This window comes from Aquabacterium humicola (assembly GCF_030167915.1).
Taxonomy (GTDB): Bacteria; Pseudomonadota; Gammaproteobacteria; order Burkholderiales; family Burkholderiaceae_C; genus Pseudaquabacterium; species Pseudaquabacterium humicola.
On the sequence record NZ_JARGNB010000002.1, the window covers coordinates 682,735 to 706,572 of the forward strand.

Below are 23,838 nucleotides of genomic sequence, written 5' to 3' on the forward strand. Positions count from 1 at the left end.
CTTTTCTCGATCGCCGGATGCCCAATGTCGAGCGCAAGCATCGACTGAACCGCGAAATCATGGCGCCCATGGTTCGCTTGAACGGGGTGAACAACGAGCCCTTGGGCATCGTGAGCATCCAGGAAGCGCTGCGGCTGTCCGGCGAAGCGGATGTCGATCTGGTCGAGATCGCGGCCACGGCCGATCCGCCGGTCTGCCGGCTGATGGACTACGGCAAGTTCAAGTACCTGGAACAGAAGAAGGCCGCAGAAGCCAAGTCGAAGCAGAAGGTCATCGAGGTCAAGGAAGTCAAGTTCCGGCCCGGTACCGACGAAGGCGACTACAACATCAAGATGCGCAACCTGCGCCGATTCATCGGCGAGGACGGCGACAAGGGCAAGGTCACGCTGCGCTTCCGGGGCCGCGAGATCACGCACCAGGACATCGGCATGCGGCTGCTGGAGCGCATCCGCGACGAGCTGGCCGATGTGGCGGTCGTCGAGCACATGCCCAAGCTCGAAGGGCGCCAGATGATCATGGTGCTGGCGCCGAAGAAGAAGCAGTGAGCGTTTGAAGGTTTGAAGAATCCGCGCCGCGGTCTGGTCACCGCGGCGACTGGAAGAAGCCGCTGCAGGCTGTGCAAGTGCAACGACGAAGGCTGTCGGGGCCGCCTGCAGGGGTCACTTAGAAGGAGCAGTCATGCCCAAGATGAAGACCAAGAAGAGCGCGGCCAAACGTTTCCGCGTCCGTCCGGGGGGTACCGTCAAGCGCGGTCAGGCGTTCAAGCGCCACATCCTCACGAAGAAGTCCACCACGCGCAAGCGCCACCTCCGTGGTGCCGCCAACGTGCACGAGACCAACATGGGCCACATGGCGCAGATGCTGCCGTTCGCTGGTCTGTGATCTGACGACGGACTGAAAGGAAACCAACATGCCTCGCGTCAAACGTGGTGTAACCGCACGCGCCCGCCACAAGAAGATCCTGGCCCTGGCCAAGGGTTACCGTGGCCGCCGCAAGAACGTCTTCCGCGTCGCCAAGCAGGCGGTGATGAAGGCGGGTCAATACGCCTATCGTGACCGCCGCACCCGCAAGCGGGTGTTCCGTCAGCTGTGGATCGCCCGTATCAACGCGGCGTCCCGCAGCCTGGGGCTGTCCTACAGCAAGTTCATGGCCGGCCTGAAGAAGGCCTCGATCGACATCGACCGCAAGGTCCTCGCCGATCTGGCCGTCAACGACCCGGCTGCTTTTGGCAGCATCGTCGCGAAGGTGAAGGCCCAGCTCGCTTGATCCTGAGCCGGGGTCGTGTCTGGCAACAGACGCGGGTCCCGGACATGCAAGCATTCAAGGCCGTCACCTCGGGGCGGCCTTTTTCATTTGTCCGATTGACGTCACACCGACGATGAACGATCTCGATCAACTGGTGGCCGGTGCCAGCGCCGAATTCGCGGCCGCGCCGACCCCGGCCGAACTGGAAAACGCCAAGGCCCGCTACCTCGGCAAGTCGGGTCGCGTGACCGAGCTGCTCAAGGGCCTGGCCGCGCTGACGCCGGAAGAGAAGAAGGCGCGCGGCGCGGACATCAACCAGGCCAAGCAGCGCATCGAGGCGGCGCTTCAATCGTGCCGCCAGGCGCTGGCCGACGCCGAGCTCGAGGCGCAGCTGCAGGCCGAGGCGCTGGACGTCACGCTGCCCGGCCGCCGTCGCGGCACCGGTGGCCTGCACCCGGTCTCGCGCACGATGGAGCGCATCGAGCAGATCTTCGGCTCGATGGGCTTCGACGTCGCCGACGGTCCCGAGATCGAGACCGACTGGATGAGCTTCACCGCGCTGAACAACCCCGAGAACCACCCCGCGCGGTCGATGCAGGACACCTTCTACGTCGACATGAAGGACGACGAAGGCCGCTGGCTCAACCTGCGCCCGCACACCTCGCCAATGCAGGTGCGCTACGCCCGTGCGCATGCCGCGCGCCACGCGGCGCTGATGGCGCAGGGCGGCACGATGCCGGAGATCCGCGTGATCGCGCCGGGCCGCACCTACCGCGTCGACAGCGACGCCACGCATTCGCCGATGTTCCACCAGTGCGAAGGCCTGTGGATCGGCGAGAACGTCAGCTTCAAGGACCTGAAGTCGGTGTTCACCGATTTCTGCCGCCGCTTCTTCGAGAGCGACGACCTGCAGCTGCGTTTCCGCCCGTCGTTCTTCCCGTTCACCGAACCATCGGCCGAGATCGACATCGCGTTCGGCAGCGGTCCGCTGAAGGGCCGCTGGCTCGAGGTGGCCGGTTCCGGCCAGGTGCACCCGAACGTGGTGCGCAACTACGGCCTCGACCCCGAGCGCTACATCGGCTTCGCCTTCGGCATGGGCCCCGATCGCCTGACGATGCTGCGCTACGGCGTCAACGACCTGCGCCTGTTCTTCGACGGCGACCTGCGTTTCCTGTCCCAGTTCCGCTGAGCTTCCCTCGACCATGCAATTCCCCGAATCCTGGCTGCGCGAGTTCTGCAACCCGCCGCTGTCCACCCAGGCCCTGGCCGACCTGCTGACGATGTCCGGCATGGAGGTCGAGGAGCTGCGCCCGGTCGCGCCGCCGTTCTCGAACGTCGTCGTCGCCGAGATCGTCGAGGCCGAGCAGCATCCGAATGCCGACCGCCTTCGGGTGTGCCGCGTCGACGCCGGCGTGCACTCGAAGGATGGTCCGCTGCAGATCGTCTGCGGCGCGCCGAACGCCCGTGTCGGCATCAAGGTGCCGCTGGCGCTCGTCGGTGCGGTGCTGCCGCCGGGTGACGACGGTGCGGCCTTCGAGATCAAGACCGGCAAGCTGCGCGGCGTCGAGAGCTTCGGCATGCTGTGCTCGGCGCGTGAGCTGAAGCTGAGCGACGACCATGGCGGCCTGCTGGAGCTGCCTGCCGATACACCGCTCGGTGCCGACGTGCGCCAGGTGCTGGCGCTGGACGACACGCTGTTCACGCTGAAGCTCACGCCCAACCTGGGCCACGCGCTGTCGGTGTACGGCATCGCGCGCGAGGTGTCGGCGCTGACCGGCACGCCGCTGAAGACCCCCACGATCTCGCCGGTGACGCCGCGCATCGACGCCAGGCTGCCGGTGCGGGTCGAGGCACCCGACCTGTGTGGCCGCTTCTCCGGTCGCATCGTGCGCGGCGTCGATACGAAGGCCAGGACGCCGGCCTGGATGGTCGATCGTCTCGCACGCTGCGGGCAGCGTTCGGTCACCGCGCTGGTCGACATCTCGAACTACGTGATGTTCGAGTACGGCCGCCCGTCGCACATCTTCGACCTCGACAAGATCCACGGCGGCCTCGTCGTGCGCTGGGGCAAGGCCGGGGAGCCGCTGAAGCTGCTCAACGGCAACACCATTGAAGTCGACGGTGCCGTCGGTGTGATCGCTGACGAGCAGGCGGTGGAGTCGCTGGCCGGCATCATGGGTGGCGACAAGACGGCCGTGTCCGACGACACGCGCAACGTCTATGTCGAGGCGGCCTTCTGGTGGCCGGACGCGGTCGCCGGCCGATCGCGCCGCTTCAACTTCTCCACCGATGCCGGCCACCGCTTCGAGCGGGGTGTCGACCCGGCGCTGACCGTCGAGCACATCGAGCGCATCACGCAGTTGATCGTCGACATCTGCGGCACGCCCGAGACGGTGTGCGGTCCGATGGACGACCAGCGCATCCGGCTGCCGGAAGCGAAGCCGGTAGCGCTGCGTGTCGCGCGCGCCGCGAAGGTGGTCGGCATGCCGATCACGCAGGCCGATTGCGAAGCGGTGTTCACGCGGCTGGGGCTGCCCTTCGCGGTGACGGCGCCCGGTGTGCTGAGCGTGACGCCGCCGAGCTGGCGCTTCGACCTGACGATCGAGGAAGACCTGATCGAAGAGGTGATTCGCGTCCTCGGCTACGACAAGCTGCCCTCGACGCCGCCGCTGGCGCCGGTCGTCGCTCGGCCGCTGGACGAGTCGCGCCGCAGCGGCCACGCGGTGCGTCGCGTTCTGGCCGCGCTGGACTACCAGGAGACGATCAACTTCAGCTTCGTCGAGCAGCGCTGGGAAACCGAGCTCGCCGGCAACACCGATCCGATCCGCGTGCTGAACCCGATCGCCGCACCGCTGGCGGTGATGCGGTCGAGCCTGATCGGCAGCCTGGTCAACGTGCTGCGCCACAACCTTGCGCGCAAGACGAACCGGGTCCGGATCTTCGAGCTCGGTCGGGTATCGCGCCGCGACGCTTCGGTGGCCGCGGGCGACCGCACGGTCGCCGGCATCGCGCAACCGATGAAGGTGGGTGGCCTGGCCTACGGCCCGGCTGACGAGATCCAGTGGGGCACGAAGGAACGGCCCGTCGATTTCTTCGACATCAAGGGCGATGTCGAGGCGCTGCTGGCGCCGCGCAAGCTGCGCTTCGAGGCGGCCAGCCATCCGGCGCTGCACCCCGGCCGCAGCGCGCGCGTGCTGCTGGACGACGGCCGCGACATCGGCATCGTCGGTGAACTGCACCCGCGCTGGCGACAGGGCTACGAACTGCCGCATGCCCCCGTGCTGTTCGAACTGGACCTGGACGCGGTGCTCGAGCGCCCGCTGCCTGCGGTTGAACCCATCCCGCGTCATCAACCGGCGTGGCGCGACCTCGCGCTGGTGGTGCCCGACCAGGCCAGCCACGACGCGCTGTTGGGCGCACTGCGGGCCGACCCGGCCGGTCATGTGCGCGAGGCGACGCTGTTCGACGTCTACAAGCCGGGCGCGGGCAGCGCCGACATCGCCGCCGGTGAGCGCAGCATGGCGGTGCGCCTGGAGCTGCTGGACCCGGACGCGAACTGGACCGACGAGCGCATCGATGCCACCGTCGCCGCCGCGCTTGCGCGCGCCCGCCAGGCGGTCGGTGCGCGGCTGCGGGCCTGACCGATCCCTCCCACGAATCCAACCGACGCATCACGAGATCGACAAGCGCATGAGCAGCAACGAGGAGCCGACCCCCGACCGCGTGATCCTGCCTTCGCTGGAGACGCCGACCTTGACCAAGGCCGAGCTCGCGGAACTGCTCTTCGAGCGGCTCGGGCTGAACAAGCGCGAGTCCAAGGACATGGTCGAGGCCTTCTTCGAGCTGGTGCACCAGACCCTGGTCAACGGCGACGACGTGAAGCTTTCGGGCTTCGGCAACTTCAACATCCGGCGCAAGGCGCCGCGCCCCGGCCGCAATCCACGCACCGGAGAGGCGATTCCGATCAAGGCGCGCAACGTCGTGACCTTCCACGCCAGTCACAAGCTCAAGGCGATCGTGCAAGGCGACGCGCCGGTCGGGGAAGAGTTCGAGTAAAGTCTAGTTTTGCTCGCCCACCCCGTTGATTTCAATGGAGAAACCGCTTCCCGCCATCCCGGCCAAGCGTTACTTCACGATCGGTGAGGTCAGCGACTTGTGCGGCGTGAAGCCGTACGTTCTGCGCTATTGGGAGCAGGAGTTCACCCAGCTCAAGCCGATGAAGCGTCGCGGCAACCGGCGCTACTACCAGCACCATGAGGTGCTGCTGATCCGGCGAATCCGCGAACTGCTTTACGACCAGGGCTTCACGATCAGCGGTGCGCGCAACCAGCTGACCGACAGCGGCCTGCCGGCCCGGATCGCCGGGACGGCGGGGGCAGCGGAAGACATCGAAGCGACGCTGGCGGCCGATCCGGACGCGATGGCCGCGGCCGTCGCGGTCGAGGCGGTGATCGCACTGCCGTTGCCCGAGGTGCGCGAACTCGCACCATCGCAGCTGCGCGCCGAACTCTTGTCGATCCGCGAACTGCTTGTCGTCTGAACCGCTCGATTTGGCTGGCATAATGACCAGCTTCGTCGGGGTGTAGCGCAGCCTGGTAGCGCACTTGCATGGGGTGCAAGGGGTCGCGAGTTCGAATCCCGCCACCCCGACCATTGATTCGGCAACGGGCCGGCTTCCACAAGGAGCCGGCCCGTTTGTCTTTTTTGGCATCGGCCCCTCAAGTCCGGAACGGATCGTCCGATAGACGTCGTATGGGGCTCTCATCGACCAGTGTCATCGCGCTGTCCGGCATGCAGGCTGCGCAGCAGCGCATGGGCAGTGCCGCGCACAACCTCGCGAACGCGAGCACCGACGGCTTCAAGCGCGAGCTGGCCTCGTCGCAATCGCAGGAGGGCGGCGGCGTGCAGGTGACGCTGTCGCAAGCCGCCGATGCCGGCGCATCGCTGGCCGAGGACGTGGTCGCGCAGCGCATCGCGCTCTACGAGTTCAAGGCCAACATGCAGACCTTCAAGACCGCGCAGGAGATGCTCGGCAGCCTGCTCGACATCCGGGCCTGACGCGCAGAACGCGCCAACGAAAAAGGGCCAGCTTGCGCTGGCCCTTCGTCATTGAGGCAGAGGCGGGTCAGTTCGACGCGGCGGAAGGCGGCGCAGCCGCCGGCGCCGGCATCGCCGGGGCGCTCGCTTCGGCGGGCGCGCTCGCGGCCATCGGCGCACCGTGCGCGGCCGGCTTGGTCGAGGCGGCCGTCATCGGCAGCAGCGGCACGATCAGCAGCGCGACGATGTTGATGATCTTGATCAGCGGGTTGACGGCGGGGCCGGCGGTGTCCTTGTAGGGATCGCCCACCGTGTCGCCCGTCACCGCGGCCTTGTGGGCATCGCTGCCCTTGCCGCCGTGGTGGCCGTCCTCGATGTACTTCTTCGCGTTGTCCCAGGCGCCGCCGCCGGTGCACATCGAGATCGCGACGAACAGGCCGGTGACGATGGTGCCCATCAGCAGGCCGCCGAGCGCCTCGGCGCCGAGCAGCAGGCCGACCAGGATCGGCACGACCACCGGCAGGAGCGACGGGATCATCATTTCCTTGATCGCCGCGCTGGTCAGCATGTCGACCGCCTTGCCGTACTCGGGCTTGGCCGTGCCTTCCATGATGCCCTTGATCTCGCGGAACTGGCGCCGCACTTCCTCGACCACCGCGCCCGCGGCCCGGCCCACCGCTTCCATCGCCATCGCGCCGAACAGGTACGGGATCAGGCCGCCGATGAAGAGGCCGATGATCACCTTCGGGTTGCTGAGGTCGAAGCTGGCGATGATGCCGCGCGCTTCCAGCGAGTGGGTGTAGTCGGCGAACAGCACCAGCGCGGCGAGACCGGCCGAGCCGATCGCGTAGCCCTTGGTCACGGCCTTCGTGGTATTGCCGACGGCGTCGAGCGGATCGGTGATGTCGCGCACGCTGTCGGGCAGGTCGGCCATCTCGGCGATGCCGCCGGCGTTGTCGGTGATCGGGCCGTAGGCGTCGAGCGCGACGATGATGCCCGCCATGCTGAGCATCGAGGTGGCGGCGATCGCGATGCCGTAGAGGCCGGCCAGCGTGTACGACGTCAGGATCGCGATGCAGACGAAGATCACCGGCCAGGCGGTCGACTTCATGCTGACGCCGATGCCCGCGATGATGTTCGTCGCGTGGCCGGTGGTCGAGGCCTGCGCGACGTGCTTCACCGGCTTGTAGTCGGTGCCGGTGTAGTACTCGGTGATCCACACCATCGCCGCCGTCAGCACGAGGCCGACGACGCAGGTGCCGAACAGCGCCATCGCGCTGACCTGCGTGCCGTCGCCGAGCTTCAGGCCCTGGCCGAACATCGCGGTCGTCACGAAGTAGAACGCGATCAGCGAGATCACGCCGGCGACGATCAGGCCCTTGTAGAGCGCCGGCATCACGTTCTTCATGCCGGGCGAGGCCTTGACGAAGGCGCAGCCGATGATCGACGCGATGATCGACACGCCGCCGAGGATCAGCGGGTAGACCACCGCCGCGCCGTTGCCCACGGCCATCAGCGCGCCGAGGGCCATCGTCGCGATCAGCGTCACGGCGTAGGTCTCGAACAGGTCGGCGGCCATGCCGGCGCAGTCGCCCACGTTGTCGCCGACGTTGTCGGCGATCACCGCGGGGTTGCGCGGATCGTCCTCGGGAATGCCGGCCTCGACCTTGCCCACCAGGTCGGCACCGACATCGGCGCCCTTGGTGAAGATGCCGCCGCCCAGGCGCGCGAAGATCGAGATCAGGCTGGAACCGAAGGCCAGGCCGAGCAGCGGCTTCAGCGTCGCCGAGTCCGGCTTGGCCAACCCGCCGATGAACATGAAGAACAGGCCGACGCCCAGCAAGCCGAGGCCGACGACCAGCATGCCGGTGATCGCGCCGCCCTTGAACGCGATGTTCAGCGCCGGGCCGATGCCGTGCGTCGCCGCCTGCGCGGTGCGCACGTTGGCGCGCACCGAGACGTTCATGCCGATGAAGCCGCAGGCGCCGGACAGCACGGCGCCGAGCACGAAGCCTGCCGCCGTCAGCTTGCCGAGGCCCGGAGTGATGAAGATCAGGATCGCCAGCACGACACCAACGATGGCGATGGTCTTGTACTGACGCGCCAAGTAAGCGGCGGCGCCCTGCTGCACGGCGCCCGCAATCTCCTGCATGCGGGCATTGCCCGCGTCCTGTCTCAGGATCCAGCTTCGCTGGACGAAGCCGTAGAGAACGGCGGCCAAGCCGCAGGCCAGCGCCACGTAGAGCGCCATGTCGATCGAAATCAAGGTAACTCCTTCCTCGAACAAGCCCTGTGGGGAGATGCGCAGTCGTCTTCACCTGCCAGCAGCAGTGGCCGGGGCGGCGGTCGCAAAACCATGCTACGAGAGGATGCTGCGGCGCGGCACCGTGTTTTCCTGCGGTAACAGGCGGTGGGCACGACTTGCATCAATGCCCGACGCCGGCGCACCGTGTCAGGCGGTGGCAAGCGCGGTCCTTAGAATCCGGGTTTCCCCTGGAGAGCTTTTCACAACATGAGCCTGCACAACGTGACCCCGGGCGCCAAGGCGCCGAACGAGTTCAACGTGATCATCGAGATTCCGATGAACGCCGACCCGATCAAGTACGAGGTCGACGAGGAGTCGGGCGCGTTGTTCGTCGACCGCTTCATGGGGACGGCGATGCACTACCCGTGCAACTACGGCTACATCCCGCAGACCCTGGCCGACGACGGGGATCCGGTGGACGTGCTGGTGATCACCCCGGTGCCGCTGATCCCGGGCGTGGTCGTCACCTGCCGGCCGCTGGGCATGTTGAAGATGACCGACGAAGCCGGCGGCGACAACAAGCTGCTGGCGGTGCCGATCGACAAGATCCTGTCGATCTACACCCAGTGGCAGAAGCCCGAGGACCTGAACCCGCTGCGCCTGAAGACCATCCAGCACTTCTTCGAGCACTACAAGGACCTCGAGCCCGGCAAGTGGGTCAAGGTCGAAGGCTGGACCGGGCCGGAAAGCGCGCGCGAGGAAGTCAGCGGCGGCATGGCACGCTGGGCCGAAGTCCATCGCGTGCAACAACCCACCGGCGACGCGTCGTAGTCAGGTCGGTTCCCGGTCTTCGGCCGGGCGCGCCTTGAACGGGCTGTGCTCGGCCAGCTCGTCGACGTAAGCGGCGATGCCGCGCGACTCGCGGCGCAGGAAGTCATCGACCGCCTGCGCGAACTGCGGATGCGCGAGCCAGTGCGACGAGCACGTGCCCACCGGCAGCAGGCCGCGGGCCATCTTGTGCTCGCCCTGCGCGCCGCCCTCGAAGCGCTGCAGGCCGTTCTCGATGCACCACTGCAGCGGCTGGTAGTAGCAGGCCTCGAAATGCAGGCACGGCACGCTTTCGATGCAGCCCCAGTAGCGCCCGAAGGCCTGGCCGCTCGCGCGGTCCACCGCGATCAGCGACACCGCGATCGGCTCGTCGCCGAGGCGGGCGACGAACATCACCCAGTGCCCGGCCATCGTCGCCGCCATGCGGGCAAAGAAGTCGCGCGTGAGGTAGGGCGACGAATGATGCGCGCGGTAGGTCAGCCGGTAGCAGCGCATGAAGAAGTCCCACAGGCCGGGATCGATCGCCTCGCCTTCGTGGACCGTGAAGCGGATGCCGGCGGCGGCGACCTTTCGTCGCTCCTGCTGGATCTTCTTGCGCTTGTCGCGCTGCATCGTGGCGAGCAGGGCCTCGAAAGTCCGCGGTGGATCGACCTCGGGCGCGGTCCAGTGGAACTGGACGCCGTGGCGTGACAGCCATCCCGCGGCCGTCGCGGCGCGGCCGTCGGCCTGATCGTGGAACAGCAGGTGCACCGACGAGGCGTCGACCTCCTGCGCCAGCGCGCGCAGCGCCGATGCGAGCTGCGCGCGCGAAGGGTCGTCGATCGCCAGCAGGCGCGAGCCCGGCACCGGCGTGAACGGCACCGCAACCAGAAGCTTCGGGTAGTAGTTCAGGCCGTGGCGCTGGTAGGCGTCGGCCCAGGCCCAGTCGAAGACGTACTCGCCGTACGAATGCTGCTTCAGGTACGCCGGCGCGGCGGCGATCAGGCGATCGCCGCGATGCAGCGTGATGAACTGCGGCCACCAACCGGTGTCGGGCACCGCGCTGCCGGAATCGTGCAAGGCCGCCAGGTAGCGGTGCCGCATGAACGGGGTCGGCTGCGCTTGGCGCTCGAGCAGCGCGTCCCAGGCCGCGCCGTCGATCGCGCCGGGGTCGTCGTGCACGCGGATAACATCCTCCGCTCCGATTCGCTGCGTCGTCGCGTCGCTCACCGTATGTCATCTCCTTCCACGGTCAGGGTCGCCCTGGCGCAGATCAACGCGACGGTCGGCGATCTGGCCGGCAACGCCCAGCGCATCGTCGATGCGGCCGCCGAAGCGCATGCCGCCGGTGCCTGCCTGATGATCGCCCCGGAACTCGCCCTGACGGGCTACCCGCCCGAGGACCTGCTGCTGCGCCCGGCCTTCATGCAGGCCTGCGCGCAGACGCTGGCCGAACTGGCGCAGCGGCTCTCCGCGTTCGATGGGCTGCAGGTGGTGGTCGGTCATCCGCATCAGTTCGGTGACAAGGGCGATGTGCGCTCGCGATCGGTTGCCGTGCCGAGGCGCTTCAACGCGGCGTCGGTGCTCGGCGGCGGCCGTGTGCTCGCGACCTACTGCAAGCGCGACCTGCCGAACTACCAGGTGTTCGACGAGCGCCGCTACTTTGCCTCAGGTCGCGATGCCGGAGGGGGCCCGGTGGTCTTCGACGCCGGCGGCCGGCGCTTCGGGCTGCTGGTCTGCGAGGACGCGTGGTTCGACGAACCGGCTCGGCTGGCGAAATCCGCGGGGGCCGAGGTGCTGTGCGTCGTCAATGCCTCGCCGTTCCACCTCGGCAAGAGCGAAGAGCGCGAGGCGCGAATGGTCGAGCGTGTGCAGGAGACCGGGCTGCCGCTGCTGTTCTCCCACCTGGCGGGCGGCCAGGACGAGGTGGTGTTCGACGGCGCGTCCTTCGCGGTCGATGCGTCCGCCCGCGTCGCCGCACGGGCGCCGACGTTCCAGGCGGCGCTGCTGGTTGTCGACCTGCACGCCGACGGCCGCATCGACGGTGAACTGCACCCGGTGCCCGAGATCGAGGCTCAGGCGTGGGCCGCGCTGGTGACCGGCGTGCGCGACTACATCGACAAGAACGGCTTTCCGGGCGCGATCATCGGCCTGTCCGGCGGCATCGACTCGGCGCTGGTGCTGGCGGTGGCGGTCGACGCGCTCGGCGCGGATCGGGTGCGCGCGGTGATGATGCCCTCGCGCTACACGGCGGACATCTCCTGGCTCGATGCGCGCGACATGGCCGAGCGCCTGGGCGTGCGCTACGACGAGATTCCGATCGGCCCGATGTTCGATGCCTTCCGCGCCAGCCTGGCGGCCGAGTTCGCCGGCCGGCCCGAGGACGCGACCGAGGAGAACATCCAGGCCCGCGTGCGCGGCACGCTGCTGATGGCGCTGTCGAACAAGTTCGGCTCGATCGTGCTGACCACCGGCAACAAGAGCGAGATGGCCACCGGCTACTGCACGCTGTATGGCGACATGGCCGGCGGTTTCGCGGTGATCAAGGACGTCGCGAAGACGCTGGTCTACCGGCTCGCCGAATGGAAGAACCGCCAGCCGACGACGCGGGCCGACGGCAGCATCGGCCCGGTGATCCCAGAACGCATCATCACGCGGCCGCCGTCGGCCGAACTGCGGCCCGACCAGAAGGACCAGGACAGCCTGCCGCCCTACGAGGTGCTCGACGAGATCCTCGCGCGCTACATGGAAGAGGACCAGGGCATTGCCGAGATCGTGGCTGCGGGCTTCGCGCCGGCCGATGTCGAGCGCGTCACGCGGCTCATCAAGATCAACGAGTACAAGCGGCGCCAGGCGCCGGTGGGCATCCGCATCACGCACCGGGCCTTCGGGCGCGACTGGCGCTACCCCATCACGTCGAAGTTCCGTGCTTAAATCCTCGCCAATCGACCCGTCCCCGGAGCCCGCGCAATGAAGCAGATCACCGCCATCATCAAGCCCTTCAAGCTCGAGGAGGTGCGCGAGGCGCTGGCGGACGTCGGCGTCTCGGGCCTGACGGTGACCGAGGTCAAGGGCTTCGGCCGGCAGAAGGGCCACACCGAGCTCTACCGCGGCGCGGAGTACGTCGTCGACTTCCTGCCGAAGGTGAAGATCGAGGTCGTCGTGAAGGACGCCGACGTCGACCGTTGCATCGAAGCGGTGGTCAAGGCCGCGAAGACCGGCAAGATCGGCGACGGCAAGATCTTCGTCACCGCGGTCGACCAGGTGGTGCGCATCCGCACCGGCGAGACCGACGAATCGGCGGTCTGAGCCGCCGACCTACCGATCCCCGCCGGCCCATCAGATGCGGTCGAGCGGCCGCTCGGTGACGGGCGGCCGGCGCTGCGCGTAGAGGGCGTCGAGCAGCGCGTCCACCTCGTCGCCCACGCTCACCATCGCCATCTGCGATTCGCTCATGAAGCCGGCGGCGACGCCGTGGTCGAGAAACTCGACCAGCGAGCGGTAGTAGCCGTCGACATCGAGCAACCCGATCGGGCGCTCGTGGTAGCCGAGGTGTCGCCAGGTCCAGACCTCGAACAGTTCCTCGAAGGTGCCGATGCCGCCGGGCAGTGCGATGAAGGCATCGGCGCGCTCGGCCATCAATTGCTTGCGCTCGTGCATGCTGTGCACGACGTGCAGTTCGGTGAGCCCGGCGTGACCGACCTCCAGGCGCATCAGGCTCTCGGGGATCACGCCGACCACGCGCGCCCCGGCCGCCAGCGCCGCGTCGGCGACTTCACCCATCAGACCGGCACGGCCGCCGCCATAGACCAGCTGCCAGCCGCGCCGGCCGATCGAGGCACCGATGCGCCGCGCCTGTTCGGCATAGGCGGGCCGGTTGCCGGCCTTCGAGCCGCAATAGACGCAGAGAGAAAACGAAGGATCGCGGGTGACGCTCATCCGGCCGATTGTGCCGGCCGGGCAGGGCGCCACGTGATCAGCCGCGTGCCGCAGAGCGCGTCATGCCAGAACTGGCGGTCGGGCCGCAGCCAGGCGAGCGCGGCATAGGCCAGGACGCCGAAGGCCATCACGCCGAAGACCGCGCTGCCCTTCAGTCCGGCCTGGTACACCAGCGCCAGCGACGGCAGGAACCACAGCCAGCTGGCGACATAGCGCGCGAAGGCCCGCAGTTGCCCGACCGGCCGCCCCGCCGCGTCGACGAGGCGGATGTGCCAGGCCTTCATCGCGACGGTCTGGCCGCCGTGCGACCAGAACCAGGTGAAGTAGATCGCGAGGATCACGAACAGGAAGGCCTGCAGGCCAGCCTTGCCCTCCAGGGCGTGGCGCTGCTGCGTGAGGCTGCTGTACAGGTAGCCGGCGATCATCACGACGCCGAACAGCAGCACGCCTTCGTAGACGAAGCAGGCCAGGCGCCGCGCGAGGCCGGGCGTGGCATGTTCGACCGCACCAGCCCGCGGACCGGTGCCGGCGTCGCTGCCGGCGCTCACGGCTGGCTCGCGGGTGCGGATGCGGGCGCCGCGGCGCTGGCCTGCGCCGCGGTGGGGGGCGGTGCACTGGCCCGCGGCGGTGCCGCCGGTGGCGTGGCGCGCGCCGGCTGCGGCAGCAGCGTCGTGCGGTTGACCTGGTTCGGCTGCGCCTCGATCTTCGCCGGCCCCGGTCGCGGGGCGACCGGCGAAGGCGCCGTCTTGTTGATCATCGTCGTCGTCGCGCCGGGCTGCGCCTGCACCATGGTCGGCGCGATCGGCTTCACGCCGGTGGGCCGCGGGCCGCTGGCGGCAGCGCTTTGCTTGGGCACGGCAATCATCGCCGCGCTCGCGGGAGGCTTCGCCGCCTCGGCCCGCGGCCGCGCGCGATCCGCCAGCGCTTGGCGATCCTCAGCGGGCAGCGCCTGGTAGGCTTCCCAGCGGGCCTGCCGCTCCTGCGGGCTCAACTGCTTGGCCTCCTGGAACGACAGGCGGGCCTGGCCACGCTCCGAAGGCGTCATGCGCGCCCACTCGGTCATGCGTTCCTGCATCCGGCGCTGTTCATCGGGGGGCATCGTCGGCAGCTTGGTGGCGATCTCGAGCCACTTGGCCTTGCGCGGCGCGTCGATCGTCGACCAATCGCGTTCCAGCGGCGCCAGCGAGCGTCGCTGCGCGGGCGTCAGGCTGGCCCACGTCGGACCCGGATCGGCCGCGACCTTGGCGGGCGTGCCGGCGGATTGGGCGCGGGCAGTGCCTTGCGCGCTGACGTTCGGGACGACCGCGTAAACGGCAGCGGCCGCGATGAACGCGGCCGCGACTCGGGCAGGGGAATTCCTGGGCTGCACCGGCATCTCAGGGCGCCGAACGCAGGTACTCCGCGAAGCCGGGGTCGCCATAAGCCGTCGGGGGAAGTTCGTCGCTCAGCAGCGCCGCATCGATCTCGGCGGCGACGGCAATCTGTTCATAGTCATGGTACTGCTGGATCAGTACCAGGCCGACGATCAGCACGATCAGCGGCATCAGCGACGCCAGGCGCAACCAGATCGGCGTGGCGCCGAAGATGGCGGCGCCGCCGGCGTGGCCGACGATCACCGGTGAAGATGCCGCCGCTACCGCATGGCGTGCGTGGCGAGCGTGCTCGACCGCGCGTTCGCGCGCGACGCGCAGGCGTTCGCTGATGTCGTGCGGCAGTTGCTGCGTGGACTCGGCCAGCCGCCCGGCCAGGCGCATGGCGACGCGCGCTTCAATGGCTTCCCGCTGGCTGGCGCGGGCGACGGTAAACGGCGACATGTTCTTCATCGTGCGATTCCCTTGCCTCGAAGCGCCTTGGCCAGCGCATGCACTGCGCGGGAGCAATGGGTCTTGACGCTGCCCTCCGAGCAGCCCATCACTGCCGCGGTTTCGGCAACATCGAGCTCTTCCCAGTAACGAAGTAAGAACGCCTCCCGTTGACGTGTCGGCAGCTGGCCGACCTCGGAATCTATCAATTGCAGGATCTGTGCCCGTGCGACGGTGTCGGCCGCACTTTCGGCGCCGAGCAGGCCCTCGGCCGACTCCAGGCTTTCCAGCAGGTCGAAGTCGCCGCCGTCGTCGTTGTCGGGCTCGAAGTCCGACAGGTTCTGGATCACCGCGTTGCGCACGCGCTGGCGACGGAACCAGTCCATCGTCGCGTTCGACAGGATGCGCTGGAACAGCAGCGGCAACTCGGCCGGCGGCCGGTCGGCGTACTTGTCGGCCAGCCGGATCATCGCGTCCTGGACGATGTCGAGCGCCGAGTCGTCGTCGCGCACGGCATACGCCGTGCGCTTGAACGCCCGCTTCTCGACGGACTTCAGGAAATCGGTGAGTTCTTTGTCGGTGGCCAAGGCATGCCCGGCACCGCTGCAGGCCGGTGCGGCCGGGGGAAAAAAACGGGCCGGATTATGTCATCCGGGTCCGGCTGTCTGGCCGCGCAGGCCGCTTGGTGGCGTTCTGATGCAATAATGCTGCTTCGCACAAAGCGACACTGGTCTGAAGCTGGCTTGCCGACCCCGGAAGCCTCAAGTTTTTGATCGCGCAGGTTCTGAATCCGCCTCACAAGGGCGCGAAGAGGGGCACCGATGGTTTTTCGTCAGAGATCAACCCAGAGGTTCGAAATGGACATGTCTGCCGCGGAAGTCAAACGCGCCGCAACGGCGCAACCGCATCCCAACTCTCCCTCCCCGGAGCTCAACGGCTCCGAAATCATCGTCCGCTGCCTTCAGGCGGAGAACGTCAAGTTCATGTGGGGCTACCCCGGCGGGGCCGTGCTCTACATCTACGACGCGCTCTACAAGCAGGACACCATCGAGCACGTGCTGGTGCGCCACGAGCAGGCGGCCATCCATGCGGCCGACGGCTACGCCCGGGCCACGGGCGAAGTGGGCGTCGCGCTGGTGACCTCGGGTCCCGGCGTCACGAATGCCGTCACCGGCATCGCGACCGCCTACATGGACTCGATCCCGATGGTCATCATCACCGGCCAGGTGCCGACGCCGGCGATCGGCCTCGATGCCTTCCAGGAATGCGACACCGTCGGCATCACCCGCCCGATCGTCAAGCACAACTTCCTGGTCAAGGACGTGCGCGACCTGGCGACGACGATCAAGAAGGCCTTCCACATCGCCCGCACCGGCCGCCCGGGCCCGGTGGTTGTCGACGTGCCGAAGGACGTCTCGCTGAAGACCTGCGCCTTCAGCTACCCCGAGCGCATCGAGATGCGCTCGTACAATCCGGTCAAGAAGGGCCACGGCGGTCAGATCCGCAAGGCGATGCAGCTGCTGCTGGCGGCCAAGCGGCCGTACATCTACACCGGCGGCGGCGTGATCCTGGGCAACGCGGCGCCCGAGCTGCGCGAGCTCTGCGATGCGCTCGGGTTCCCCTGCACCAACACGCTGATGGGCCTGGGCGCGACGGCGGCGTCGGACCCGAAGTTCCTCGGCATGCTCGGCATGCACGGCACCTACGAAGCGAACATGACGATGCAGCACTGCGACGTGCTGCTGGCCGTCGGCGCGCGCTTCGACGACCGGGTGATCGGCAACCCGAAGCACTTCGCGTCGGTCGAGCGCAAGATCATCCACGTCGACATCGACCCGTCGTCGATCTCGAAGCGGGTGAAGGTCGACATCCCGATCGTCGGCGACACCAAGGACGTGCTGCAGGAAATGATTGCCCACCTGCGCGAGACGCAGGCCAAGCCCGACGTCACAGCGCTGTCGGCCTGGTGGAGCCAGATCAACGAGTGGCGCAAGCGCGAGTGCCTGGCCTACAAGCGCAGCGACGACGTGATCAAGCCGCAGTACGTGGTCGAGACGCTGTGCGAGCTGACGCGCGGCAAGGACGTCTACGTGACGTCCGACGTCGGCCAGCACCAGATGTGGGCGGCGCAGTTCTTCCGCTTCGAGGAGCCGCGGCGCTGGATCAACTCCGGCGGCCTGGGCACGATGGGCGTCGGCCTGCCGTATGCGATGGGCATCAAGCTGGCGAAGCCGGATTCGGACGTCTTCTGCATCACCGGCGAGGGCTCGATCCAGATGTGCATCCAGGAGCTCTCGACATGCGCCCAGTACAAGACGCCGGTCAAGGTGATCTCGCTGAACAACCGCTACCTGGGCATGGTGCGGCAGTGGCAGCAGCTGGACTACGGCGGCCGCTACTCGCACAGCTACATGGACGCGCTGCCCGACTTCGTGAAGCTGGCGGAGGCCTATGGCCATGTCGGCATCAAGATCGAGAAGCCGTCCGAGGTCCTGCCGGCGCTGCGCGAGATGATCGCGCTGAAGGACCGCACCGTCTTCCTCGACGTGCGCACCGACCCGACCGAGAACGTCTGGCCGATGGTGCAGGCGGGCAAGGGCATCACCGAGATGCTGCTGGGGTCCGAAGACCTGTGATCGCGCGAAGGCTGCGCGGGCTCGCCGCCGTTACCGCGGCGGCGGGCGCCGGCAGCCGGAGCACGAGCACGCTTCGGACCATTCGTTGAAACGCTTCTGAGGGCGTGGCCAAGGGCCGTCGGTTACCGCCGCCGGGCTGAAGAGCGCGCCAGGACGAACGACCATGAAACACATCATTGCCGTGCTGCTCGAGAACGAGCCCGGCGCCCTGTCCCGCGTGGTGGCCCTGTTTTCCGCCCGCGGCTACAACATCGAGAGCCTGACGGTCGCCCCGACCGAAGACGCGTCGCTGTCGCGCATGACGATCGTGACGACCGGCTCCGACGACGTGATCGAGCAGATCACCAAGCACCTGAACCGGCTGATCGAAGTCGTCAAGGTGGTGGACCTCACCGAGGGCCACTACACCGAGCGCGAGCTCATGCTGATCAAGGTGCGCGCGGTGGGCAAGGAACGCGAGGAGATGAAGCGCATGGCCGACATCTTCCGCGGCCGCATCATCGACGTCACCGAGAAGAGCTACACCATCGAATTGACCGGGGACGCGGGCAAGCTCGACGCCTTCATCCAGGGCGTCGATCGCACCGCGATCCTCGAAACCGTGCGCACCGGCACCAGCGGGATCGGTCGCGGCGAGCGGATCCTCCGCGTCTGAACCCCATCCCGCAAAGCATCATCTTTAGGAGCACCCCATGAAGGTCTATTACGACAAGGACGCGGATCTGAGCCTGATCAAGGGCAAGAACGTCACGATCATCGGCTACGGCTCGCAGGGCCATGCGCACGCGCAGAACCTGAACGACTCCGGCGTGCGCGTCACGGTCGGCCTGCGCAAGGGCGGCGCCTCGTGGACCAAGGCCGAGAAGGCGGGCCTGAAGGTCGCCGAGATCGCCACCGCGGTGAAGGAAGCCGATGTCGTGATGATCCTGCTGCCGGACGAGCAGATCGCCGCGGTCTACAACGCCGACGTGGCGCCGAACCTGAAGCCGGGCGCCTCGCTCGCCTTTGCGCACGGCTTCAACGTGCACTACGGCCAGGTCGTGCCGCGCGAGGACGTCGACGTCTGGATGGTCGCGCCGAAGGCCCCGGGCCACACCGTGCGCAACACCTACACGCAAGGCGGCGGCGTGCCGCACCTGATCGCCGTGCATGCCGACAAGACCGGCAAGGCGCGCGACCTCGCGCTGTCGTACGCCGCGGCCAACGGCGGCGGCAAGGCCGGCATCATCGAGACCAACTTCCGCGAGGAGACCGAGACCGACCTGTTCGGCGAGCAGGCCGTGCTGTGCGGCGGCACCGTCGAGCTGATCAAGGCGGGCTTCGAGACGCTGGTCGAGGCCGGCTACGCGCCCGAGATGGCCTACTTCGAGTGCCTGCACGAGCTGAAGCTGATCGTCGACCTGATCTATGAAGGCGGCATCGCGAACATGAACTACTCGATCTCCAACAACGCGGAGTACGGCGAGTACGTGACCGGTCCGAAGGTCGTCACCGAGGAGACCAAGAAGGCCATGAAGCAGTGCCTGACCGACATCCAGACCGGCGAGTACGCGAAGAGCTTCATCCTGGAGAACCGCGCCGGCGCGCCGACGCTGCTGTCGCGCCGCCGCCTGACCGCCGATCACCAGATCGAGGTCGTCGGCGAGAAGCTGCGCGCGATGATGCCGTGGATCAAGGCCAACAAGCTGGTCGACAAGAGCCGCAACTGAGCACCGCCGGTGTTCTCCCGCAGGCCGCCGCGAGGCGGCCTTTTTCTTTGGTTTGCTGCGCTATCCTCGCCGCCCATGAACGAAGCCCCCGACAGTGCCCAGGACGCCGACGCGCCGGAGCCGCCACCGCGTCCGCGCCGCAAGGGCATCTACATCCTGCCGAACCTGTTCACGCTGGCGGCGCTCTTCGGCGGTTTCTACGCGATCGTGATGGCGATGAACGGCCGCTTCGAGCAGGCAGCGATCGGCGTGTTCTGCGCGATGGTGCTGGACAGCCTGGACGGACGGGTCGCGCGGCTGACGCACACGCAGAGCGCCTTCGGGGCCGAGATGGACAGCCTGTCGGACATGGTCAGCTTCGGCGCGGCGCCGGCGCTGATCGTCTACGAATGGGCGCTCAAGGGGCTGGGCAAGCCGGGCTGGATCGCGGCCTTCGTCTATTGCGCCTGCGCAGCGCTGCGCCTTGCGCGTTTCAACACCAACATCGCCGTCGTCGACAAGCGCTTCTTCCAGGGCCTGCCGAGCCCCGCGGCCGCGGCGCTGGTCACCGGCTTCATCTGGATCATGGACGACATGGGCTTCCGCGAAGGCGTGCGCGACATCCCCTGGCTGGTGTGGCTGACCTTCGCGATCACGCTCTACGCCGGCCTGACGATGGTGACCAACGCGCCGTTCTACAGCTTCAAGGACCTGAGCCTGAAGCGCTCGGTGCCCTTCATCGCCATCGTCGCCATCGTGCTGTTCATCGCGCTGATCAACCTGCACGTGCCGCTGATGCTGTTCCTGCTCTTCGTGGCCTACGGCATCTCCGGCTACGTGCTGTACGCCTATCGCCGCATGAAGGGCAAGCCGGTCAGCGTTATCGCGACCTCGACCGATGAGCCCGATGAACAGGGCCTTCATCGTTGACAGCGCGAAGCTCGTGTAATATCGCGCCCATGACGTTTGCGACGACTCTTCTGCTACTAGGCGTGCTCCAGGCGCGCTGACTCGTCCACGACTTCACTTTCCCCGGATCGAACGGCCCGCCAGCGCAACGCAGCGGGCCGTTTGCATTTGCATGAACGCTGCGTGGCACCCCTCACGGATTACCACGGAGAACCCCATGCCGATGCTCGCCAACCCCGCTTCCAAGTACCGTGCCTTCGCGCCGGTGCGGCTGACCGACCGCACCTGGCCGGACGCGGTGCTGGACAAGCCGCCCGTCTGGTGCAGCGTCGACCTGCGCGACGGCAACCAGGCCCTGATCGAACCGATGGACCCCGCGCGCAAGCTGCGCATGTTCGAGACGCTGGTGCGCATCGGCTTCAAGGAGATCGAGGTCGGCTTCCCGTCGGCCTCGCAGGCGGACTTCGATTTCGTGCGCCTGCTGATCGAGCAGAAGCTCATTCCGGACGACGTCACGGTGCAGGTGCTGACGCAGGCCCGCGACCACCTGATCCAGCGCACCTTCGAGGCGCTGCAGGGCGTGCCGCGCGCGATCGTGCACCTGTACAACGCCACCGCGCCGGTGATGCGCAAGGTGGTGCTGGGCCTCGACGAGGATGGCATCGTCGAGCTGGCGACGACGCATGCGCGCCTGGTGAAGGACCTTGCCGAACAGCGGCCCGGCACGCAGTGGACCTTCCAGTACTCGCCCGAGATGTTCTCCGGCACCGAGCTCGCCTTCAGCAAGCGCGTCGTCGATGCGGTGACCGCGGTCTGGCAGCCGTCGCCGGCGCGCAAGTGCATCGTCAACCTGCCGTCGACGGTCGAGCACTCGACGCCCAACATCTTCGCCGACATGATCGAGTGGATGCACCGCCACCTCGACCGGCGCGACAGCATCGTGCTGTCGGTGCATCCGCACAACGACCGCGGCACCGGCACCGCGGCCGGCGAATTCGCGCTGATGGCCGGCGCCGACCGCATCGAGGGCTGCCTCTTCGGCAATGGCGAGCGCACCGGCAACGTCGACGTCGTCAACATTGCGCTGAACCTCTACACGCAAGGTGTGCACCCGGGGCTCGACTTTTCCGACATCGACGAGATCCGCCGCTGCGTCGAGCACTGCAACCAGTTGCCGGTGCACCCGCGCCATCCGTACGTCGGCGACCTCGTCTACACCTCGTTCTCCGGCTCGCACCAGGACGCGATCAAGAAAGCCTTCGCCGCGCGGCGCGAGCACGACATCTGGGACATGCCTTACCTGCCGATCGATCCGAAGGACCTCGGCCGCAGCTACGACGCGGTGATCCGCGTCAACAGCCAGTCGGGCAAGGGCGGCATCTCGTACCTTCTGGAGGCCGAGTACGGCCTCGAGCTTCCGCGCCGACTGCAGATCGAGTTCTCGTCGTCCGTGCAGGCGGTGATGGATGCGCAGGGCCGCGAGCTGAGCGCCGGCGACATCTGGGGCATCTTCGAACGCGAGTACCGCCTCGGCGCCGAGAGCGTGAGCGTCGACCACCTGGCCATCAACGAACGCGACGACGGCCGCATCGCGCTGCAGGCGACGCTGCGCCAGGGCCACCGGGCGCTGCGTGTCGCGGGCGAGGGCGCCGGACCGGTCGAGGCCTTCGTGGACGGCCTGCAGCGCGCCACCGGCCACGCGATCGCCGTGCTCGACTACCACGAGCATGCGATCGGCGCCGGTGCACAGGCGCGCGCGGCGGCCTACCTCGAGCTGCGCATCGGCGACACTCGAACGCTGTTCGGTGTCGGTGTCGACGCCAATATCGTCACTGCGTCGATCAAGGCGGTGCTGTCGGGCCTGCAGCGCTGCGGCGTCGCCTGGTTCGCGACGACGGCGACCGCCTGATCCGCGCCCCGAACGCGCACACGACAACAGGAGCGAGCACATGGCCGATCGGCTGATCATCTTCGACACCACCTTGCGCGATGGCGAACAGTCGCCCGGCGCGTCGATGACGCGCGAGGAGAAGCTGCGCATCGCGCGCCAGCTCGAGCGGCTGCGCGTCGACGTCATCGAGGCCGGCTTCGCGGCCTCGTCGAACGGCGACTTCGAGGCGGTGAAGTCGATCGCCGATCACATCAAGGAGTCGACGGTGTGTTCGCTGGCGCGCGCCAACGACCGCGACATCTCGCGCGCGGCCGAGGCGCTGAAGAACGCCCCCCGGGCGCGCATCCACACCTTCATCGCCACCAGTGCGCTGCACATGGAGAAGAAGCTGCGCATGTCGCCCGAGCAGGTGTTCGAGCAGGCGAAGCTGGCCGTGCGCTTTGCGCGCAATCTCTGTGGCGACATCGAGTTCTCGCCGGAAGACGGCTACCGCTCGGATCCGGACTTCCTGTGCCGCGTGCTGGAAGCCGTGATCAATGAAGGGGCGACGACGCTGAACATCCCGGACACGGTGGGCTACGCGATCCCCGAGCTCTACGGCGAGTTCATCCGCAACCTGCGCGGGCGCATCCCGAACGCCGACAAGGCGGTGTGGTCGGTGCATTGCCACAACGACCTCGGCATGGCGGTCGCGAACTCGCTGGCCGGCGTGAAGATCGGCGGTGCGCGCCAGGTCGAGTGCACGATCAACGGCCTCGGCGAGCGCGCGGGCAACTGCTCGCTGGAAGAGGTGGTGATGGCGGTGAAGACGCGCCGCGACTACTTCGGCCTGGAACTCGGCATCGATACCTCGCAGATCGTCGCCGCCTCGCGCATGGTCAGCCAGACGACCGGCTTCGTCGTGCAGCCGAACAAGGCGGTGGTCGGCGCCAATGCCTTCGCACACGCCTCCGGCATCCACCAGGACGGCGTGCTGAAGGCCCGCGACACCTACGAGATCATGCGCGCCGAGGATGTCGGCTGGACGGCCAACAAGATCGTGCTCGGCAAGCTGTCCGGCCGCAACGCGTTCAAGCAGCGGCTGCAGGAACTGGGCATCGAGCTGGAGTCCGAGGGCGAGATCAATGCCGCCTTCGCCCGCTTCAAGGACCTGGCCGACCGCAAGAGCGAGATCTTCGACGAGGACATCCTCGCGCTGGTCAGCGACGAGAGCGTCACCGCGGAACGGGAGCACTACCGGCTGCTGTCGCTGGCGCAGCACAGCGAGACCGGCGAGCGGCCGCAGGCGGCGGTGGTCTTCTCCGCCGGCGACATCGAGTACCGCGCCGAGAGCGACGGCAACGGACCGGTCGACGCGAGCCTGAAGGCCATCGAGTCCAAGGTGCAAAGTGGGGCCGAACTGGTGCTCTATTCGGTCAATGCGATCACCAGCGGCTCGACAGAATCGCAAGGCGAGGTGACCGTCCGCTTGCAGCATGGCGGTCGTGTCGTCAACGGCGTCGGGGCTGATCCCGATATCGTGGTGGCGTCGGCCAAGGCCTACTTGGCGGCGTTGAACAAGCTGCATGCGAAGCAGGAACGGGTCGCAGCACAGGGTTGAGAACCGGTTCAGTCAGCGCTTCAGAAACCCCACGCAAG

At 67.7% G+C, this 23,838-nt stretch carries 24 protein-coding genes and 1 tRNA gene; 18 read left to right on the forward strand and 7 right to left on the reverse strand.

Going from position 1 to position 23,838, the window contains the following annotated elements; genetic code table 11:
• Positions 1–17 precede the first annotated feature (17 nt).
• The 9 genes from infC (at position 18) to P1K89_RS13425 (ending at position 6,304) form a co-directional block, all read left to right on the forward strand.
• Positions 18–545: a translation initiation factor IF-3 gene (gene infC, locus P1K89_RS13385; RefSeq protein WP_284616949.1), complete on the forward strand. Its 528-nt coding sequence runs from the start codon at positions 18–20 to the stop codon at positions 543–545.
• 133 nt (positions 546–678) lie between these two features.
• Positions 679–882 carry a 50S ribosomal protein L35 gene (rpmI, locus tag P1K89_RS13390; RefSeq protein WP_173124618.1) on the forward strand — a complete coding sequence of 68 codons (204 nt, stop codon included), beginning with the start codon at positions 679–681 and terminating at the stop codon, positions 880–882.
• 28 nt (positions 883–910) lie between these two features.
• Positions 911–1,267: a 50S ribosomal protein L20 gene (gene rplT / locus P1K89_RS13395; protein WP_284616950.1), complete on the forward strand. Its 357-nt coding sequence runs from the start codon at positions 911–913 to the stop codon at positions 1,265–1,267.
• Positions 1,268–1,379: 112 nt separating this feature from the next.
• Entirely contained in the window at positions 1,380–2,435 is a 1,056-nt protein-coding gene (gene pheS, locus P1K89_RS13400; protein ID WP_284616951.1) for a phenylalanine--tRNA ligase subunit alpha, read from the forward strand.
• 13 nt (positions 2,436–2,448) lie between these two features.
• Positions 2,449–4,887 (forward strand): phenylalanine--tRNA ligase subunit beta, encoded by a 2,439-nt coding sequence (gene pheT, locus P1K89_RS13405; protein ID WP_284616952.1) that lies wholly within the window; start codon positions 2,449–2,451, stop codon positions 4,885–4,887.
• A gap of 49 nt (positions 4,888–4,936) precedes the next feature.
• On the forward strand, positions 4,937–5,302 hold the full coding sequence (locus P1K89_RS13410) for an integration host factor subunit alpha (protein ID WP_284616953.1): 366 nt from the start codon (positions 4,937–4,939) through the stop codon (positions 5,300–5,302).
• A 34-nt stretch (positions 5,303–5,336) separates the two neighbouring features.
• Positions 5,337–5,786: a MerR family transcriptional regulator gene (locus P1K89_RS13415; RefSeq protein WP_284616954.1), complete on the forward strand. Its 450-nt coding sequence runs from the start codon at positions 5,337–5,339 to the stop codon at positions 5,784–5,786.
• 36 nt (positions 5,787–5,822) lie between these two features.
• A tRNA-Pro gene (locus tag P1K89_RS13420) sits at positions 5,823–5,899 on the forward strand.
• 99 nt (positions 5,900–5,998) lie between these two features.
• Complete coding sequence (locus P1K89_RS13425) at positions 5,999–6,304, forward strand: flagellar basal body protein (protein WP_284616955.1); 306 nt, start codon at positions 5,999–6,001, stop codon at positions 6,302–6,304.
• A gap of 67 nt (positions 6,305–6,371) precedes the next feature.
• Here P1K89_RS13425 and P1K89_RS13430 read toward each other — a convergent pair whose 3' ends face one another.
• On the reverse strand, positions 6,372–8,534 hold the full coding sequence (locus P1K89_RS13430; RefSeq protein ID WP_439897994.1) for a sodium-translocating pyrophosphatase: 2,163 nt from the start codon (positions 8,532–8,534) through the stop codon (positions 6,372–6,374).
• Between the two features lie 261 nt (positions 8,535–8,795).
• Here P1K89_RS13430 and ppa point away from each other — a divergent pair, with 261 nt between their 5' ends.
• Positions 8,796–9,359 carry an inorganic diphosphatase gene (gene ppa, locus P1K89_RS13435; protein ID WP_284616956.1) on the forward strand — a complete coding sequence of 188 codons (564 nt, stop codon included), beginning with the start codon at positions 8,796–8,798 and terminating at the stop codon, positions 9,357–9,359.
• On the opposite strand, the gene P1K89_RS13440 is transcribed toward ppa, so the two are convergent.
• Entirely contained in the window at positions 9,360–10,565 is a 1,206-nt protein-coding gene (locus P1K89_RS13440; protein WP_439897980.1) for a GNAT family N-acetyltransferase, read from the reverse strand.
• Between the two features lie 3 nt (positions 10,566–10,568).
• Here P1K89_RS13440 and P1K89_RS13445 point away from each other — a divergent pair, with 3 nt between their 5' ends.
• Together P1K89_RS13445 and P1K89_RS13450 are read left to right on the forward strand one after the other, a co-directional pair.
• Entirely contained in the window at positions 10,569–12,269 is a 1,701-nt protein-coding gene (locus P1K89_RS13445) for an NAD+ synthase (RefSeq protein WP_284616957.1), read from the forward strand.
• Between the two features lie 36 nt (positions 12,270–12,305).
• Positions 12,306–12,644 (forward strand): P-II family nitrogen regulator, encoded by a 339-nt coding sequence (locus tag P1K89_RS13450; protein WP_284616958.1) that lies wholly within the window; start codon positions 12,306–12,308, stop codon positions 12,642–12,644.
• 30 nt (positions 12,645–12,674) lie between these two features.
• On the opposite strand, the gene P1K89_RS13455 is transcribed toward P1K89_RS13450, so the two are convergent.
• The 5 genes from P1K89_RS13455 to P1K89_RS13475 are packed head-to-tail and all read right to left on the reverse strand — an operon-like array spanning position 12,675 to position 15,663.
• The gene (locus P1K89_RS13455; RefSeq protein ID WP_284616959.1) at positions 12,675–13,274 is read right to left on the reverse strand and encodes an LOG family protein; all 600 of its coding nucleotides are present in this window, start codon (positions 13,272–13,274) and stop codon (positions 12,675–12,677) included.
• Positions 13,271–13,822: an RDD family protein gene (locus P1K89_RS13460; protein WP_284616960.1), complete on the reverse strand. Its 552-nt coding sequence runs from the start codon at positions 13,820–13,822 to the stop codon at positions 13,271–13,273. Before P1K89_RS13460 ends, P1K89_RS13455 begins: the two co-directional genes overlap by 4 nt.
• Positions 13,819–14,643 carry a DUF3106 domain-containing protein gene (locus P1K89_RS13465; RefSeq protein WP_284616961.1) on the reverse strand — a complete coding sequence of 275 codons (825 nt, stop codon included), beginning with the start codon at positions 14,641–14,643 and terminating at the stop codon, positions 13,819–13,821. Before P1K89_RS13465 ends, P1K89_RS13460 begins: the two co-directional genes overlap by 4 nt.
• Before the next feature lie 7 nt (positions 14,644–14,650).
• Entirely contained in the window at positions 14,651–15,097 is a 447-nt protein-coding gene (locus P1K89_RS13470; protein ID WP_284616962.1) for a DUF3619 family protein, read from the reverse strand.
• On the reverse strand, positions 15,094–15,663 hold the full coding sequence (locus tag P1K89_RS13475; protein ID WP_284616963.1) for an RNA polymerase sigma factor: 570 nt from the start codon (positions 15,661–15,663) through the stop codon (positions 15,094–15,096). Before P1K89_RS13475 ends, P1K89_RS13470 begins: the two co-directional genes overlap by 4 nt.
• Positions 15,664–15,933: 270 nt before the next feature.
• On the opposite strand from P1K89_RS13475, the gene P1K89_RS13480 reads away from it, so the two are divergent.
• The 6 genes from P1K89_RS13480 to P1K89_RS13505 all read left to right on the forward strand — a co-directional run bounded on the left by P1K89_RS13480 (position 15,934) and on the right by P1K89_RS13505 (position 23,800).
• Positions 15,934–17,712: an acetolactate synthase 3 catalytic subunit gene (locus P1K89_RS13480; protein ID WP_284616964.1), complete on the forward strand. Its 1,779-nt coding sequence runs from the start codon at positions 15,934–15,936 to the stop codon at positions 17,710–17,712.
• Positions 17,713–17,875: 163 nt separating this feature from the next.
• Positions 17,876–18,367 (forward strand): acetolactate synthase small subunit, encoded by a 492-nt coding sequence (gene ilvN, locus P1K89_RS13485; protein ID WP_173124557.1) that lies wholly within the window; start codon positions 17,876–17,878, stop codon positions 18,365–18,367.
• Positions 18,368–18,404: 37 nt separating this feature from the next.
• Positions 18,405–19,421: a ketol-acid reductoisomerase gene (gene ilvC / locus P1K89_RS13490; RefSeq protein WP_284616965.1), complete on the forward strand. Its 1,017-nt coding sequence runs from the start codon at positions 18,405–18,407 to the stop codon at positions 19,419–19,421.
• A 75-nt stretch (positions 19,422–19,496) separates the two neighbouring features.
• Positions 19,497–20,330 carry a CDP-diacylglycerol--serine O-phosphatidyltransferase gene (gene pssA / locus P1K89_RS13495; protein WP_284616966.1) on the forward strand — a complete coding sequence of 278 codons (834 nt, stop codon included), beginning with the start codon at positions 19,497–19,499 and terminating at the stop codon, positions 20,328–20,330.
• Between the two features lie 202 nt (positions 20,331–20,532).
• On the forward strand, positions 20,533–22,218 hold the full coding sequence (leuA, locus tag P1K89_RS13500) for a 2-isopropylmalate synthase (protein WP_284617501.1): 1,686 nt from the start codon (positions 20,533–20,535) through the stop codon (positions 22,216–22,218).
• 40 nt (positions 22,219–22,258) lie between these two features.
• Positions 22,259–23,800: a 2-isopropylmalate synthase gene (locus P1K89_RS13505; RefSeq protein ID WP_284616967.1), complete on the forward strand. Its 1,542-nt coding sequence runs from the start codon at positions 22,259–22,261 to the stop codon at positions 23,798–23,800.
• The last annotated feature ends 38 nt before the right edge of the window (positions 23,801–23,838 follow it).

Coding starts and splice junctions, on each gene's coding strand:
- P1K89_RS13415 (WP_284616954.1), top strand. CDS start 5,337: ATGGAGAAACCGCTTCCCGCCATCCCGGCCAAGCGTTACTTCACGATC.
- P1K89_RS13450 (WP_284616958.1), top strand. CDS start 12,306: ATGAAGCAGATCACCGCCATCATCAAGCCCTTCAAGCTCGAGGAGGTG.
- P1K89_RS13470 (WP_284616962.1), bottom strand. CDS start 15,097: ATGAAGAACATGTCGCCGTTTACCGTCGCCCGCGCCAGCCAGCGGGAA.
- ilvC (WP_284616965.1), top strand. CDS start 18,405: ATGAAGGTCTATTACGACAAGGACGCGGATCTGAGCCTGATCAAGGGC.
- P1K89_RS13410 (WP_284616953.1), top strand. CDS start 4,937: ATGAGCAGCAACGAGGAGCCGACCCCCGACCGCGTGATCCTGCCTTCG.
- P1K89_RS13505 (WP_284616967.1), top strand. CDS start 22,259: ATGGCCGATCGGCTGATCATCTTCGACACCACCTTGCGCGATGGCGAA.
- P1K89_RS13430 (WP_439897994.1), bottom strand. CDS start 8,534: ATGGCGCTCTACGTGGCGCTGGCCTGCGGCTTGGCCGCCGTTCTCTAC.
- leuA (WP_284617501.1), top strand. CDS start 20,533: ATGCTCGCCAACCCCGCTTCCAAGTACCGTGCCTTCGCGCCGGTGCGG.
- P1K89_RS13455 (WP_284616959.1), bottom strand. CDS start 13,274: ATGAGCGTCACCCGCGATCCTTCGTTTTCTCTCTGCGTCTATTGCGGC.
- pheS (WP_284616951.1), top strand. CDS start 1,380: ATGAACGATCTCGATCAACTGGTGGCCGGTGCCAGCGCCGAATTCGCG.
- ilvN (WP_173124557.1), top strand. CDS start 17,876: ATGAAACACATCATTGCCGTGCTGCTCGAGAACGAGCCCGGCGCCCTG.
- P1K89_RS13445 (WP_284616957.1), top strand. CDS start 10,569: ATGTCATCTCCTTCCACGGTCAGGGTCGCCCTGGCGCAGATCAACGCG.
- rpmI (WP_173124618.1), top strand. CDS start 679: ATGCCCAAGATGAAGACCAAGAAGAGCGCGGCCAAACGTTTCCGCGTC.
- ppa (WP_284616956.1), top strand. CDS start 8,796: ATGAGCCTGCACAACGTGACCCCGGGCGCCAAGGCGCCGAACGAGTTC.
- P1K89_RS13480 (WP_284616964.1), top strand. CDS start 15,934: ATGGACATGTCTGCCGCGGAAGTCAAACGCGCCGCAACGGCGCAACCG.
- rplT (WP_284616950.1), top strand. CDS start 911: ATGCCTCGCGTCAAACGTGGTGTAACCGCACGCGCCCGCCACAAGAAG.
- pssA (WP_284616966.1), top strand. CDS start 19,497: ATGAACGAAGCCCCCGACAGTGCCCAGGACGCCGACGCGCCGGAGCCG.
- P1K89_RS13425 (WP_284616955.1), top strand. CDS start 5,999: ATGGGGCTCTCATCGACCAGTGTCATCGCGCTGTCCGGCATGCAGGCT.
- infC (WP_284616949.1), top strand. CDS start 18: ATGCCCAATGTCGAGCGCAAGCATCGACTGAACCGCGAAATCATGGCG.
- pheT (WP_284616952.1), top strand. CDS start 2,449: ATGCAATTCCCCGAATCCTGGCTGCGCGAGTTCTGCAACCCGCCGCTG.